Origin of the sequence: Thioclava sp. JM3, from assembly GCF_002213185.1 — a bacterium.
In the GTDB taxonomy this organism is placed as follows: Bacteria; Pseudomonadota; Alphaproteobacteria; order Rhodobacterales; family Rhodobacteraceae; genus Thioclava; species Thioclava nitratireducens.
Genome location: NZ_NBOB01000015.1, coordinates 15,542 through 29,268 on the forward strand (window position 1 = coordinate 15,542; position 13,727 = coordinate 29,268).

The following is a 13,727-nucleotide window of genomic DNA, read 5'->3' on the forward strand; positions in this document are numbered from 1 at the left end:
TCAGCCCTCCGGCGGCGGCGCGTCCGGCGCGCGGCGTGTGGAGGCGGCGTCCATCCGGTCGTCGTCTGCGTTGGCCGTGCCTTCGGCCACATCCTCTGCATCGAGCACCGGGCCAAGCCCGCGGGCGATCGCGAAGGCCGCGACGATCAGGGCGATCCAGACCCCAAACAGGTAGAGCCCTCCACGACCGGTATCGGGCATCGGGGTCTGCGCCGGATGCCACAGGCCCGGGATCAGGATCAGCACGAGCCCGACGAGCGGCAACAGCCGCGCCGCATCCATCAGGCGGCGGCGGCGATAGGAACGGCGGGCAAGAAAGAGCGGCTGGCCCGTCTGCGGCATCAGGCGGGCTCCCGGCGCGCCGCGCCCCCGCCGGTGATCGCCTCGAGCTGATCGAGCACGTCGCCATTGGCAAAAGGTTTGGCGAGGAAGGCCGTCGCCCCGGCGCGGTTCGCGGCATCGCGGTCGCGCCCCTGCCCGCGCGCGCTGAGCATCAGAACCGGCAGATCACGCAGCGCGGCATCCGCGCGCATATCGGCAAGGATTTCGAGACCGGACCGCCCCGGCAACATCAGGTCGAGGATGATTGCATCGGGCGGATCGCCGGTGATGCGCGCCATTGCCCGCGCGCCGTCTTCGAGCACCGACACCGTCCAGCCGGCACGCGTCAGGATGAACCGGATCGCTTCCGCGATATGCGGCTCGTCCTCGATCAACAGCACCTGTCTTTGCGCCATAGCCATCCCCCTCACCCGACTATCGCCACCGTGTCGCGCCCTGTCAAACCCTCACGCCCGCTCCGCCGATGCATCCGCGACGATCGAGGGCTCGCGCCGCCCCGGACAGTCGCCACGCGGGCAAATCCGGCACGACGCACCGATCGGGCGCGCCGGGGCATCGGAGCTCTGCGGCGGCGCGGGCAGGATCAGCATCGTCGCGCGCATCAGCACGGGTCCGTCGAAGCCGGTCGGGCGCGGTTCGGAGACGGCATATGTCAGGAAGCGTTGCGGCAGCCGCCCGGCCATGTCGACCAGCGCCCGGATCGGCTGCATCGGACGCGCGAGCGCCTCGTAGAGCGGCCAGAGGGGACAGGCGGCGGCGAAGCGCGGCAACAGGAATCCGGGCGCTGCGCGGCGGAAGGTCAGCGTGCCCGAGCCGTCGCAGATCACGAGCCCCGGCTGCCCCAAGCCCGGCGCGCCCGCCGGCAGCGCCGCGAGCCGCCGCAACACCTGCGCGAGCGGCACCGCGAAGCGCGCGGCCAAGCCCCCCGGATCGGGCCCGAGCTCGGCCAGCGCCGCCAGCAGCGGATCGAACGGCAGCGCACGCGCATCCTCCGCCTGCCGCCGCAGATGGTTGCGCGCCAATTCCCGAGCCGCCGCGGAGGCCAATTCCGGCGCGCCCGCGATCAGCTCGGCCGGATCGGTCCCGTCCCCCTCGAGTTCCGGGAAATGCCAGCCGCGCGCCTCGAGCCACGCCTCCACCTGTTCCTGCGGCGAGGACAGACCGGTCTCGGCGGTTTCCATCTCGTCGAGATAGCCGACCAAGGCCTCCGCCGTCCCCGAAAGGCGCAGGCTTTCCTCCTGGATCGTGTTGAGAAACCGCGCGCGCCATTCCGGCTCGATATCCTCGGTCTCGACAAGGATCGCAGCGGTAGAGCGCAGCGACGTCACAGCCGAGAGCACTTCGTGAAGCGAGGTCAGCAGGAACGGGTCCTGGGCCATGCGCTCTGCATAGGTCTCGACGACGCGCTCCAATTCGGCCAGCCGCGCCTGACGGTTCACCAGAAGCGCGGCCCAGGCGGGAAAGCGGCCCACGAATTCCTCGATCCGGTCGAGGTCGGGCGCAAGCTGGCTGACAGTCGCGGCGCTGCCAGCCTCGCCGGCCTCGGCCAGCTCCACCGACGCCGCCGCCTCGCGCAGCCCTGCGAACAGCGCCCCTTCCGCCCCCTCGCCCAGCGTGACCGGATCAATGCCCATCGCGCTCGCGATCCGCTCGATCAAGGCATCGCTGACGCGGCGGCGGTTGTGCTCGATCAGGTTGAGATAGGCGGCGGAAATTCCGGCGGCTCGCGCGAGGTCAGCCTGTTTCAAACCGAGCGAAGTGCGCCGCTCGCGAATGCGGGTGCCAGTGAGTGCGGAACGGGCCATATGCAATACTCCTGCCCTCGCTTTTACAGGCAAGTGCAGGAGAAGAAAATCATTTTACAGCGTTTTACACGCCACTCAGCAGGTTCCCACGCCCGACGGGGCGACCGTGGCCATACCGGACATCCCCGCGACGCCCGGCTCGCATTCCCCGATGTCGCGCTCAAGCTGCGTACAGCCCGCGAAGGCGACCAGCGCGAATAGGGCTGCAAGCTGCGCGATGGTTGCAGAAAAGCGATGTCTCATAGCTTCCTCCAGTGCTCGAAACGGGATGTTTTCCCGAATGTCATTCTACATTCCCGCCTTTCGGCCTCGATGATCTGCGTCAATGTCCAGGCCGATTTGACAGCGCAGATCGAAGCGCCATCATCAATGCGGCAACGCAGCAAAAAGGCGTGGCATTGCGGAGACGCGGATGGAGCCCGATACGATCGAGACCGAACTGGCCAGCGCCATCGATACGGCGCAGAAATTCCTGCCGGACTGGGCGGTGGCGTTGATCACCTATGTCGCGGCGGCGCTGCTCGCTCTGCTGCTGTTCCGGGTGGTGTTCACGGCGCTCAATCGCGCGGTGGCCGATCGCGATCTGTTCTGGCGCTCGCTGATGGCGCGCGGCGCGCGACCGATGCGGCTGATACTGCTGATCGTGGCACTTGGCCTCGCGAACGGGGTCGCCCCGGTCGGCGCTGCGGTCACCAGTGCAATCACGCATATCCTGTTGGTCGCGCTGATCCTCTGTCTGGCATGGATTGCCTATACCGCACTCTACATCTGGACGACGATCCATCTGCGGCGCTTCAAGCTCGACGCGGAAGACAACCTGCTGGCGCGCAAGCACGTCACCCAGACCCGCATCCTGATGCGCGTGGCCAAAGTGATGATCGTGATCATCGCGGTCGCCACGGCGCTGATGACTTTCCCCGCCGTACGCCAATATGGCGTGTCGCTCCTCGCGGCGGGTGGCGCGGCGGGCCTCGTGGTAGGCCTTGCGCTGCAACCGGTACTGAAGAACCTCTTCGCTGGCATCCAGCTTGCCCTGACCCAACCGATCCGGATCGACGACGCGCTGATCGTCGAAGGCGAATGGGGCAATGTGGAGGAAATCACGTCCACCTATGTCGTCATCCGCGTCTGGGATTGGCGGCGGCTGGTGGTGCCGCTGAGCTATTTCATCGAACAGCCGTTCCAGAACTGGACCCGCGAAAGCGCAGAACTGATCGGCACCGTGATGATCTACCTCGATCACACGGCCGACATCGCCGCCATCCGCGCGAAAGCCGAAGAGATCGCCCGTGCCGATCCATTGTGGGACGGCAAGGTCTTCGCGCTGCAAGTCACCGATTTCCGCGAGCGGGTAATGGAAGTGCGTATCCTCGCCTCCGCCCGCAACGGTCCGCGCACCTTCGATCTGCGCTGCCATATCCGCGAGGAGTTGGTGGCGTGGATTCAGGCCGAGATGCCGCACGCCCTGCCCCGAACCCGGGCCGATCTGTCCCCGGCCGAAGCTGCATTCCTCGGGGAGCCCGCAGGTGAAGCGTCCTCGGCTGACGCGCCACCAAGTGACGCGCCCTCTCCCTGAACAGGTTTCTCAAGCGCCTTCCTTCTAGTCCACGTATCTCCGCGCTAATCGAACGCGTCGAAATGCGCCCCGTAATTCACCGCACGGTTGGAACATTTGTCCATCGCATCGACGAGCCATTGGCGATCCGGTACGGGCCTGCCGACCAGATGACGTCCCAGCGCATCTTCCCCCTTCGCGATATTGCCTGCGACGTCGCCGCTGAATTCCAACAACCGTTCCAGCCAGAAATCCTGCGCCTCTCCGACATAGCCACCGCTTCCTCCGCCCGAGAGTCCCCGCACCACCGCGAGGCAATAGGCCGCTTCGATCGGCTGTGTGGGCGTATCGAAGAGATAGCTCGGCGGGGCCGCGAACTGGCTTTTCCATGCGAGGTAGAACAGCGCGCCCGCAAACCCGATCACGAAGATCGAGTAGAGCGCCGTCAGGGCCGGGTGCGTGCGCTGCTGGCGCTTGCGAGCCCGGGCGCGAGCCCGCGCACGTTGCGCGGTGATTGATCGATCGGCCATGCGACTGCCTCCTGCCGCTCACCAAAGCCGATTCCCCTTAAGAAACCGCGAACATGGAAAAGCCCTCCGGCGCACCGGAGGGCTTCGTCATCAGCAACAGGGCCGCGTTTATTCGAGGCCAGCCTTGTCGGTCACGTCATGGGTCCAGGCGCCTTCCGGCTTCTTGGTGATAACCGGGTCCGAGCCGCCCGACATCAGAACATCGACGGTGCGATCGTAATCCGCGGGATCGAGCGTGCCGTTCGAGCCTGCGGTCAGCTTCGAGACCTCTTTCATCATGCCCAGCTGGTGCTCCATCGTCTGCGCACCGGTCTCGTCATTGTCGAGCACGATCTGCGCGGCTTCCTCCGGATGCGCCTCGGCGTATTTCCAGCCTTCCATCGAGGCCTTCACGAATTTCGCCATCTTGTCGACGAAGGCCGGGTCCTTGAGGTTGTCTTCGAGAACGTAGAGGCCGTCCTCGAGCGTCGCCACGCCCTCGTCTTCGTATTTGAAGGTGACGAGCTGGTCCGGCTGGATCCCGGCTTCGAGCACCTGCAGATACTCGTTATAGGTCATGGTCGAGATACAGGCGGCCTGTTTTTGCAGCAGCGGATCGACGTTGAAGCCCTGCTTGAGAACGGTCACGCCATCGTCGCCACCCTCTGTGGAGATGCCCAGATGGTTCATCCAGCTCAGGAACGGGTATTCGTTCCCGAAGAACCAGACGCCCAAAGTATGACCCGGGAAGTCCTCGGGGGTCTTGATGCCGCTTTCCTTCAGGCAGGTCAGCATCATGCCCGACTTCTTGAAGGGCTGGGCGATGTTCACCAGCGGCAGCCCCTTCTCGCGCGCGGCCAGCGCCGCCGGCATCCAGTCGACGATGACATCGGCGCCGCCGCCGGCGATCACCTGCTCGGGTCCAATATCGGGGCCGCCCGGCTTGATGGTCACGTTGAGACCCGCATCGTCGTAGAAGCCCTTGTCCTGCGCGACATAGTAGCCTGCGAACTGGGCCTGCGTGACCCATTTAAGCTGCAGCGTCACGTCCTCGTTGGCCCAGGCGGCCCCCGCCATGGTGAGGCTAGCCGCCACCCCTGCGATCAGTTTCTTCATCTTTCACTCCACTGTTGGCCCCGGATCTTTACGCCCGGGATTTTGGGTTTTTCTCAGGCTCTTCCTTGCCCTTACGTCCGGGCCCGTTGCGACGGGTGCCAGAAAGTCACCAGCTTCTCGATCAGGGCGACAAGCCCATAGAAGCCCGAGCCCGCGAGGGCCGCAACGGTAATTTCCGACCACACGAGCGGCAGATCAAGCTGCCCCACCGCGGTCGAGATGCGAAACCCCATTCCTTTCGTCGGACTGCCGAAAAATTCGGCAACGATCGCACCGATCAAAGCCAGTGTCGTTGCGATCTTCAACCCGTTGAAGAGAAAGGGCATCGCCGCAGGCAGGCGCATCTTGAAAAGCCCCTGCCAATAGCTTGCGGAATAGGTCGCCATCAGGTCGCGCTGCAGCGCATTCGTGGCCGCCAGCCCCGCCACCATGTTCACGAGGACGGGGAAGAAGACCATGACCACGACGACCGCCGCTTTGGACTGCCAGTCGAAGCCGAACCACATCACGAGGATCGGCGCGATCCCGACGATCGGCAGGGCCGCGACGAAGTTCCCGATCGGCAGAAGCCCGCGTTGCAGGAAGGGCGAGCGGTCGATCAGGATCGCCACAACCACGGCGGCACCACAGCCGATGACATAGCCCGACAGCGCGCCTTTCAGGATGGTCTGCACGAAATCCTCGCGCAGCACCGCAGTCGAGTCCATCAGGCTCGCCGCGATCTGACTCGGCGCGGGCAGGATCACCGGGCTGATATTCAGACCTCGAACCAGACCTTCCCACAGAAGCAGGAGGGTGATGCCGAACAAGGCCGGGATCAGGAAACGCGCCCAACGCTCCGAGCCATGATGGCGGGCAAGCCAGGTGTTGAGCGCCCAGGCCGCCAGCCAGAAGACGATTGCGAAAATAAGCCAGCTCATTGCACCATCCCCATCCGCTTGAGCGTGATCTGTTCGATGATGCCGACCACCACCACGAGGATCGCAGCCAGCGCCGCAGCCGCGAACAGAGCGGACCAGATCTGCACCGTCTGTCCGTAATAGCTGCCCGACAGAAGCCGCGCGCCAAGCCCTCGGGTCGCGCCCGCCGGCAGTTCGGCCACGATCGTGCCGACGAGGCTCGCCGCCACGCCCACTTTCAGCGAGGCGAAGAGGTAAGGCATCGACGACGGCAACCGCAGCTTCCAGAAGGTTGCGCCTTGGCTCGCATTATAGGTCTTCAGCAGGTCGAGTTGCATGTGATCGGGCGCGCGCAGTCCCTTCACCATGCCGACGAGCACGGGGAAGAAACTGAGATAAGCCGCGATGATCGCCTTGGGCAGAAGCCCCGTGACCCCGAGGCTCGCCAGCACCACGATCACCATCGGCGCAATGGCGAGGATCGGGATCGTCTGGCTCGCGATCGCCCAGGGCATGACGCTCAGGTCCATCGCGCGGCTATGGGTGATCCCCACCGCCAGCAGAATGCCCAGACCGGTGCCGAGTGCGAAGCCCGCAAGCGTCGCCGACAGCGTGATCCAGCCGTGGAAGACGAGGCTCCGCTTGGAGGTAATCTTCTGCCCGGCCACGCCTTCCCAAAGGCCGACAGCCACCTGATGCGGGGCGGGCAGAACGGGACGTTTCTGGGTCAGCGTGTCGGTGACAAGCTCGGAGAACGTGACCTCTTCTCCGGCCCGTGCGGCCTGGTCGTAGGTCCATTGCGAATTCATCCAGACGGTCGCGGCGTACCAAAGCAGCAGGATCGCGGCCAGAACCGTCAGAACAGGTGCCACCATTTTCATGAGACCGCCCTCCCCGTCGGCTTGGCCGAAATATCCTCGGGGAGTGAATGGCGCAGCCTGAGGGGGGCAGACAGCCCCCCTTCCGGGGTCGGGGTCATAGCGTCATTCATCATAGGCATGCCCCGCTCGCAGCCCTTCGCGCACCCGGTGTGCGATATGCAGGAATTCCTCGCTGTCGCGGATATCGAGCGGGCGTGGGCCGTTCGGCAGCGTGCTCTCGATCACCTCGTGGATGCGACCCGGACGGGGCGACATCACCACGATCTTGGTCGACAGATACACCGCTTCCGGGATCGAGTGGGTCACGAACCCGATCGTCTTGTTCGTGGCCGACCAGAGCTTGAGAAGCTCCTCGTTGAGCTTGTCGCGCACGATCTCGTCCAGCGCGCCGAAGGGTTCGTCCATCAGCAGGATCTCGGCGTCGAAGGCCAGCGCCCGCGCGATCGAGGCGCGCTGCTGCATCCCCCCCGAAAGCTGCCATGGGAACTTCTTCCCGAAGCCTTCGAGATCCACCAAAGAGAGCACTTTTTCAACGCGCTCTTGCTGCTGCGCCTTGGAATAGCCCATGATTTCCAGCGGAAGTTTCACATTTCCCGCAATCGTGCGCCAAGGGTAAAGCCCGGCCGCCTGGAACACGTAGCCGTAGCTACGCGCCTTGCGGGCTTCCTCGGGCGAGATTCCGTTCACGGTCAGCGCCCCGCCCGTGGGCGTTTCCAGCGCCGCGATGCAGCGCAGGAAGGTGGTCTTGCCGCAGCCCGAGGGGCCGATGAAGCTCACGAATTCGCCCTTCTCGATATCGAGATCGATATCCTTGAGCGCATGAACCGGACCGTCATTGGTCTGGAAGGTCAGGTCGAGCCCGCGGGCCTGAATTACCGGTGCGTCCGTCATCCGCGCCTCCACAGGGTTTTGTCCGCGATCTCGACGCTATTTCCCGCCGGGTCGCGCAGATAGATCGATCGCGCCCCGTTCGGCCAATAGAAGTCGGCCTCAATCTCCACGTTGTTGTCCCTCAAATGTCGTTCCCATTCGTTGAGTTGTTCCGCGTCCGCCGCGAGGCATACATGCCCGGGTCCGACCGCACCATGCGGGGGGACCGGCAGCGCCGCCTCGGGATCGGGTGGCTCACGCGTGGCCTGAGCGATGAAGGTCAGGATCACGCTGTCGCCACAGCGAAAAAAGACATGTCGCCCGTCTCGACGGGTTATCCGATCAAGCCCCAGCAGCCCGCCGTAGAAGGCTTCGGTCTTGTCGAGATCCTCGACATAGACCGCAGCCTCCAAGACGCCGGAACTGACCGGGGCCGCCATAGCGCCTTATACCCCGGTCGCCGGGATACCGCTGCGCTCCACAGGACGCGGCGCGGTCAGCTCTTTCCAGGTGGACAGAGCCTTGGTCACCGGCATGCCCGGATCGCGGGCCACGAATTCACCGTGGCCCTCGGGCGTGTGGATCTTGCCATCCGCCCAGGCGACGACACCGCGGCTGAGCGTGTAGCGCGGCAGACCCTTGACCTCCTTGCCTTCGAACACGTTGTAATCGATGGCGGATTGCTGGGTCTCGGCCGAGATCGTCTTGGTCGCCTCTGGGTCCCAGACCACGAGGTCGGCATCCGCGCCGACGAGAACTGCGCCCTTCTTCGGATAGACGTTGAGGATCTTCGCGATGTTGGTCGAGGTGACGGCCACGAATTCGTTCATCGTGATCCGGCCGGTCTCGACCCCATAGGTCCAGAGCATCGGCATCCGGTCTTCCAAGCCGCCGGTGCCATTCGGGATCTTGGTGAAATCGCCCACGCCATAGCGCTTCTGCTCGGTCGAGAAGGCGCAGTGATCGGTCGCGACAACCGAGAGCGAGCCCGAGGCGAGACCCGCCCAGAGGCTGTCCTGATGCTGCTTGTTGCGGAAGGGCGGCGACATCACGCGGCGTGCGGCGTGATCCCAGTCCTTGTCGAAATACTCGGACTCGTCGAGCGTGAGGTGCTGGATCAGCGGCTCGCCCCAGACGCGCTTGCCCTGCATCTTGGCGCGGCGGATCGCTTCGTGGCTTTCCTCGCAGGAGGTGTGCACGACATAGAGCGGCACGCCTGCCATATCGGCGATCATGATCGCGCGGTTGGTGGCCTCGCCCTCGACCTGCGGCGGGCGCGAATAGGCGTGTCCCTCGGGGCCGTTATTCCCTTCGGCCAGCAGCTTCGCAGACAGTTCGGCCACGACGTCGCCGTTCTCGGCATGAACCAACGGGATCGCCCCCAGCTCGGCGCAGCGCTTGAAGCTCGAATAAAGCTCGTCATCGTTCACCATCAGCGCGCCCTTATAGGCCATGAAGTGCTTGAAGGTATTGATGCCGCGCTCAGTGACCTGCTTCATCTCGTTGAAGACCTGCTCGCTCCACCAGGTGATCGCCATGTGGAAAGAATAGTCGCAATGCGCGCGCGTCGATTTGTTGTCCCAGCGCTTGAGCGCTTCCAGCAGGCCCTCGCCCGGTGCGGGCAGCGCGAAATCGACGACCATCGTGGTGCCGCCGGCCAGCGCGGCGCGGGTACCGCTCTCGAAATCGTCGCTGGAATAGGTGCCCATGAAGGGCATCTCCAGGTGGGTATGCGGATCGATCCCGCCCGGCATCACATAGCAGCCGGTCGCGTCGATCTCTTCGTCGCCTTTCAGGTTCGGGCCGATCTCGATGATCTTGCCGCTGTCGATCAGCACATCCGCCTTATAGGTCAGATCCGCGGTGACGATGGTTCCGTTCTTGATGACTTTGGTCATGTTTTACCTCCCACGAAGGTCTTCCGCCTTCGATTATTTCAAGTATTCCGGGGGCTGGGCGCGCGAGCGCCTCAGGGGGCCGCGCCCCCTGCTCCGCCCGTCTCAGCTTACGATTTCCGCGGTTTCCAGCACGGCGTGGAACAGCACATCGGCACCCGCGCTCGCCCAGTCCTTGGAGATATCCTCGGCCTCGTTATGGCTCAGCCCGTCGACGCAGGGGCACATCACCATCGCCGTCGGCGCGACCGCGTTGATCCAGCAGGCATCGTGGCCCGCGCCCGAAATGATGTCGCGATGCGAATAGCCCAGACGCTCGGCTGCGCTGCGCACGGCGCTCACGCAGGTCGGATCGAACGTGACCGGGTCGAACCCGCCGGTCTTCTCGAACTCCACCTCAAGGCCCATCTCGTCGCAGATTTTCTTCGCTCCCTCGCGCAGTCGCTTTTCCATGTCCTGGATCACACTCAGATCGGGCGAGCGGAAATCGACGGTGAACACGGCTTTGCCCGGGATCACGTTACGCGAATTCGGGTAGATGTCGATATGGCCCGCGGCGCCCACCGCGTGGGGCTTGTGCGACCAGGCGATCTCGTCGACCAGTTCCAGCACGCGCGCCATTCCGAGACCCGCATTCTTGCGCATTGGCATCGGGGTGGAGCCGGTATGCGCGTCCTTGCCCGTGATCGTCACTTGGGTCCAGCTGAGGCCCTGCCCATGCGTGACGACGCCGATATCCTTGCCCTCTGCCTCGAGGATCGGGCCCTGCTCGATATGCAGCTCGAACATCGCATGCATCTTGCGCGCACCGACCTCTTCGTCGCCTACCCAGCCGATGCGTTTCAGTTCGTCGCCGAACTTCTTGCCTTCCGCGTCCTCGCGATCGTAAGCCCAGTCCTGCGTGTGAACGCCCGCGAACACGCCCGAGGCCAGCATCGCCGGGGCGAAGCGCGTGCCCTCTTCGTTGGTCCAGTTGGTCACGACGATCGGGTGCTTGGTCTTGATGCCCAGATCGTTCATCGAGCGCACCGCCTCCAGCGCGCCGAGCACACCGAGGACGCCGTCGTACTTACCGCCCGTGGGCTGCGTGTCGAGGTGGCTGCCCATGTAGACCGGCAGCGCATCGGGGTCTTCGCCTGCGCGGGTGGCGAACATGTTGCCCATCGTGTCGACGCCCATCGTCATGCCGGCCTCTTCGCACCATTTCTGGAACAGTGCGCGGCCTTCGGCATCCGCATCGGTAAGGGTTTGGCGATTATTGCCCCCGGCGACGCCGGGACCGATCTTGGCCATCTCCATGAGACTGTCCCAAAGGCGATCGGGATTGATGCGGAGGTTTTCTCCGGGTGCTGACATTTCATTACTCCCTGTCGGCTGCGTGGGGGTTATCCCCTCTTGCGACGAATCTTTTTCTGACCGTATGGTCAGGTTGAGTGGGCCACGGTCTGACCATTCGGTCAACAAAAATCAGGACGCAGTTCGAATGAAAGATGATGAGAGCGGCAAGCGCTCAAAAAATGGGCAAGCGAGCCGCGGCAGTCGGGCCGAGGCCCGGCGCGCTACCGAAGAGTCGATCCTGAAAGCTGCCGAGCGGGTCTTCGCGGAGGCCGGATTCGGCGGCGCCACGATGCAACTGATCGCGGATGTGGCGGGGCTGCCGAAAGCCAATCTCCATTACTATTTCGAGACGAAGGAATCGCTCTATCGCCGGGTCGTAGAGCGCATTTTCAACATCTGGCTGGAAGCGGCGGATGTGTTCGACGCGGCGAGCGGCCCCGCCGAGGGGATCGGTGCCTATATCGACGCCAAAATGGAGATTTCGCGCAATCACCCGAACGGCTCGAAGGTCTGGGCGTCGGAGGTGATGCATGGCGCGCCGGTCATTCAGGACTACCTCGAGACCACGCTCCGCGACTGGACCGAGGGCCGCGCGGTCATCATCGAGCGCTGGATTGCGGAAGGCAAAATGGCCAAGGTCGATCCCCATCACCTTCTCTACATGCTCTGGGCCACCACCCAGCACTATGCCGATTTCTCGCATCAGATCGAGACGTTGAACGGCGGCGCCCCGCTGAACGACGCTCAGTGGGAAGACGCGAAGACCTGCGTAAAAAGCATCGTGTTGCGCGGGATCGGCGTGAGCTGATCGCTCAGTTCGCTGCCGGATCGGCGGTGATATCCGGCGCGCCGACGGGTGCCGCGTTGGAGCTCGCCGGTGCGGGCGATTGCGAAGCCCCCTCCGACGCATCCGGCGCATTTGCGTCTGGCGCGGCTGGCAGCGTCTCGGTCTCGACCGGGCGCATCGGTGCACCGGCCACGCCTGCGGGCAGATGCGTCTTGGGCAGTTTCGAGCCCAGCAGCTCCTTCCCATCCGAGATCGGCTCGACCGGGTCGGCTTCGAGCCCCACCGCCTCCGCGCCGGTATCCGAACAAATGTAAATCGCGCCACCGACGACGACCGCGGTGGCCGCAAGAGCGGGCGCCGAGGCTCCGGCCAGCACGCCGAGGCCCGCATCGCGCAGCTTCTTTTGCAGGTTGCCGGCCTGATCCGACACGATCATACCGCCGATTTTTTTGCCCAGAACCTTGCTCGCCGCGTCGCCCACGGCGCTTTCGGCCTCGTCGCGCAGATCGCCGGCGGCCTTTGCAGTCCCCTTGAGGCGCTCGCAGATGCTTTTCGACGGCTTGCGGCAGAGCCCGTAGGCGTCGCGCTCACCGCGGTCGTAGCCCAGATAGGTCTCGGCTTCCTTGTCCCATTGCAGGCAGAACGGGGCGCGGCTTTTGTCGTCCATTTCGGGCGTCAGCGCCCGCAGCGTGACCAGTGCCGGGCAGGTTACCTCCCCCTTCTCGCCGAAGAGTTTTTCCCGCAGCGAGCGGCTTTCCTTCAGCGCCGCATTGTCCGCGTCGTAAACGTAGGAATAGGTCTTGCCGCGAATGGAAGTTTCACACGGCACCAGTTCGGCCATGGCCGGCAGCGGGCATATCAGGGCGAGAACAAAGGTCAGGCGCAGCATCGCGAGTCTCCGGGCATCGCTGCGCACCATAGCTCACCCCCGCGCCGCGACAAGCTCGCGCAGCGCTGCGTGGCGACGCTCGGCGGGGTTTCGCGCGGCCCCGCACAGATCCTGTTCCTAGACCTGAGCGCTGCACGGGTTATCTTGATCGAGAGGCAATTCAGGCAGAGGACGACATGCGCAAGATGCAGGTTCAGGGGGTTCACCACATCACGCTGACCGGCGCGGATCGGCAGAGCTCCATCGATTTCTGGGAGGGTGTCCTGGGGATGCCGTTCATCTTCGATCAGCCCAATCTCGACAATGCCGACGAAGGGCATCTCTATTTCGATCCGGGTGACGGTCGGCTGATCACGATCTTCACGAACGAGACCCGCAAGCCTGTTCACGACCGCACGCCCACCGACCCGGGCTGCGTGCATCATCTAGCCTTCAATGTCTCGATGGCGACGCATCGGCAGGTCGTGGCAAGACTCGATGCGCGCGGGATCGCGCATTCCGGCGTGAAGGATCGCGGCTTTATGGATTCGATCTATTTCAAGGATCCGCTGGGACTCCTGATCGAGCTGGCCACCTACAAGTTCGAACCGCCGCGCGGAACGTCCCATGCCGAGGTCATGATCGAGGCGCATCGCATCCGGGTGGCGCGCGGTGACAATGCCATCGGTGAGGAACATCTCGCCGACGCGATCGAGATGATCGTCGAGCGCTCGCAGCAATCGCTGAGCGAGGATCGCGGGGCGAAGAACCCGTACTGAGCGACGCGCCGTCTCGGACGTCAGAATGGCGCGGGGCGACTAGCCCCGGGCCGCGCATCAACCCGCAACGAGAAACGGCCGCG

At 64.4% G+C, this 13,727-nt stretch carries 16 protein-coding genes; 3 read left to right on the forward strand and 13 right to left on the reverse strand.

The window, feature by feature from the left end:
• The 4 genes from B6V73_RS18850 to B6V73_RS20895 all read right to left on the reverse strand — a co-directional run bounded on the left by B6V73_RS18850 (nucleotide 1) and on the right by B6V73_RS20895 (nucleotide 2,390).
• Nucleotides 1-342 carry a hypothetical protein gene (locus B6V73_RS18850; RefSeq protein ID WP_233243029.1) on the reverse strand — a complete coding sequence of 114 codons (342 nt, stop codon included), beginning with the start codon at nucleotides 340-342 and terminating at the stop codon, nucleotides 1-3.
• Nucleotides 342-737: a response regulator gene (locus B6V73_RS18855; RefSeq protein ID WP_088726129.1), complete on the reverse strand. Its 396-nt coding sequence runs from the start codon at nucleotides 735-737 to the stop codon at nucleotides 342-344. Before B6V73_RS18855 ends, B6V73_RS18850 begins: the two co-directional genes overlap by 1 nt.
• 51 nt (nucleotides 738-788) lie before the next feature.
• Nucleotides 789-2,147 (reverse strand): helix-turn-helix transcriptional regulator, encoded by a 1,359-nt coding sequence (locus B6V73_RS18860; RefSeq protein ID WP_088726130.1) that lies wholly within the window; start codon nucleotides 2,145-2,147, stop codon nucleotides 789-791.
• A 75-nt stretch (nucleotides 2,148-2,222) separates the two neighbouring features.
• On the reverse strand, nucleotides 2,223-2,390 hold the full coding sequence (locus B6V73_RS20895; protein ID WP_157771568.1) for a hypothetical protein: 168 nt from the start codon (nucleotides 2,388-2,390) through the stop codon (nucleotides 2,223-2,225).
• A gap of 169 nt (nucleotides 2,391-2,559) precedes the next feature.
• On the opposite strand from B6V73_RS20895, the gene B6V73_RS18865 reads away from it, so the two are divergent.
• Nucleotides 2,560-3,723, forward strand: a complete 1,164-nt coding sequence (locus B6V73_RS18865; RefSeq protein ID WP_088726131.1) for a mechanosensitive ion channel family protein — start codon at nucleotides 2,560-2,562, stop codon at nucleotides 3,721-3,723.
• Between the two features lie 44 nt (nucleotides 3,724-3,767).
• Here the strand turns inward: B6V73_RS18865 and B6V73_RS18870 are convergent, their stop codons facing one another.
• The 8 genes from B6V73_RS18870 to B6V73_RS18905 form a co-directional block, all read right to left on the reverse strand.
• On the reverse strand, nucleotides 3,768-4,232 hold the full coding sequence (locus B6V73_RS18870; RefSeq protein ID WP_075774380.1) for a hypothetical protein: 465 nt from the start codon (nucleotides 4,230-4,232) through the stop codon (nucleotides 3,768-3,770).
• 108 nt (nucleotides 4,233-4,340) lie between these two features.
• Nucleotides 4,341-5,327, reverse strand: coding sequence for an ABC transporter substrate-binding protein (locus tag B6V73_RS18875; protein WP_075774379.1), 987 nt, complete (start codon nucleotides 5,325-5,327; stop codon nucleotides 4,341-4,343).
• 71 nt (nucleotides 5,328-5,398) lie between these two features.
• On the reverse strand, nucleotides 5,399-6,247 hold the full coding sequence (locus B6V73_RS18880; RefSeq protein WP_088726132.1) for an ABC transporter permease: 849 nt from the start codon (nucleotides 6,245-6,247) through the stop codon (nucleotides 5,399-5,401).
• Nucleotides 6,244-7,107 carry an ABC transporter permease gene (locus B6V73_RS18885; RefSeq protein WP_075774377.1) on the reverse strand — a complete coding sequence of 288 codons (864 nt, stop codon included), beginning with the start codon at nucleotides 7,105-7,107 and terminating at the stop codon, nucleotides 6,244-6,246. The genes B6V73_RS18880 and B6V73_RS18885 overlap by 4 nt, the downstream gene beginning before the upstream one ends.
• Nucleotides 7,108-7,209: 102 nt before the next feature.
• Nucleotides 7,210-7,998, reverse strand: a complete 789-nt coding sequence (locus B6V73_RS18890) for an ABC transporter ATP-binding protein (protein WP_075774376.1) — start codon at nucleotides 7,996-7,998, stop codon at nucleotides 7,210-7,212.
• Nucleotides 7,995-8,417: a VOC family protein gene (locus tag B6V73_RS18895; protein ID WP_075774375.1), complete on the reverse strand. Its 423-nt coding sequence runs from the start codon at nucleotides 8,415-8,417 to the stop codon at nucleotides 7,995-7,997. The genes B6V73_RS18890 and B6V73_RS18895 overlap by 4 nt, the downstream gene beginning before the upstream one ends.
• A gap of 6 nt (nucleotides 8,418-8,423) precedes the next feature.
• On the reverse strand, nucleotides 8,424-9,875 hold the full coding sequence (hydA, locus tag B6V73_RS18900) for a dihydropyrimidinase (protein WP_075774374.1): 1,452 nt from the start codon (nucleotides 9,873-9,875) through the stop codon (nucleotides 8,424-8,426).
• Nucleotides 9,876-9,977: 102 nt separating this feature from the next.
• Entirely contained in the window at nucleotides 9,978-11,228 is a 1,251-nt protein-coding gene (locus B6V73_RS18905) for a Zn-dependent hydrolase (RefSeq protein WP_075774373.1), read from the reverse strand.
• Nucleotides 11,229-11,355: 127 nt separating this feature from the next.
• On the opposite strand from B6V73_RS18905, the gene B6V73_RS18910 reads away from it, so the two are divergent.
• Nucleotides 11,356-12,018 carry a TetR/AcrR family transcriptional regulator gene (locus tag B6V73_RS18910; RefSeq protein WP_088726133.1) on the forward strand — a complete coding sequence of 221 codons (663 nt, stop codon included), beginning with the start codon at nucleotides 11,356-11,358 and terminating at the stop codon, nucleotides 12,016-12,018.
• A gap of 4 nt (nucleotides 12,019-12,022) precedes the next feature.
• On the opposite strand, the gene B6V73_RS18915 is transcribed toward B6V73_RS18910, so the two are convergent.
• Nucleotides 12,023-12,886, reverse strand: a complete 864-nt coding sequence (locus tag B6V73_RS18915) for a hypothetical protein (protein WP_075774371.1) — start codon at nucleotides 12,884-12,886, stop codon at nucleotides 12,023-12,025.
• 176 nt (nucleotides 12,887-13,062) lie between these two features.
• Here B6V73_RS18915 and B6V73_RS18920 point away from each other — a divergent pair, with 176 nt between their 5' ends.
• Nucleotides 13,063-13,644 (forward strand): VOC family protein, encoded by a 582-nt coding sequence (locus tag B6V73_RS18920; RefSeq protein WP_075774370.1) that lies wholly within the window; start codon nucleotides 13,063-13,065, stop codon nucleotides 13,642-13,644.
• Nucleotides 13,645-13,727: the final 83 nt, after the last annotated feature.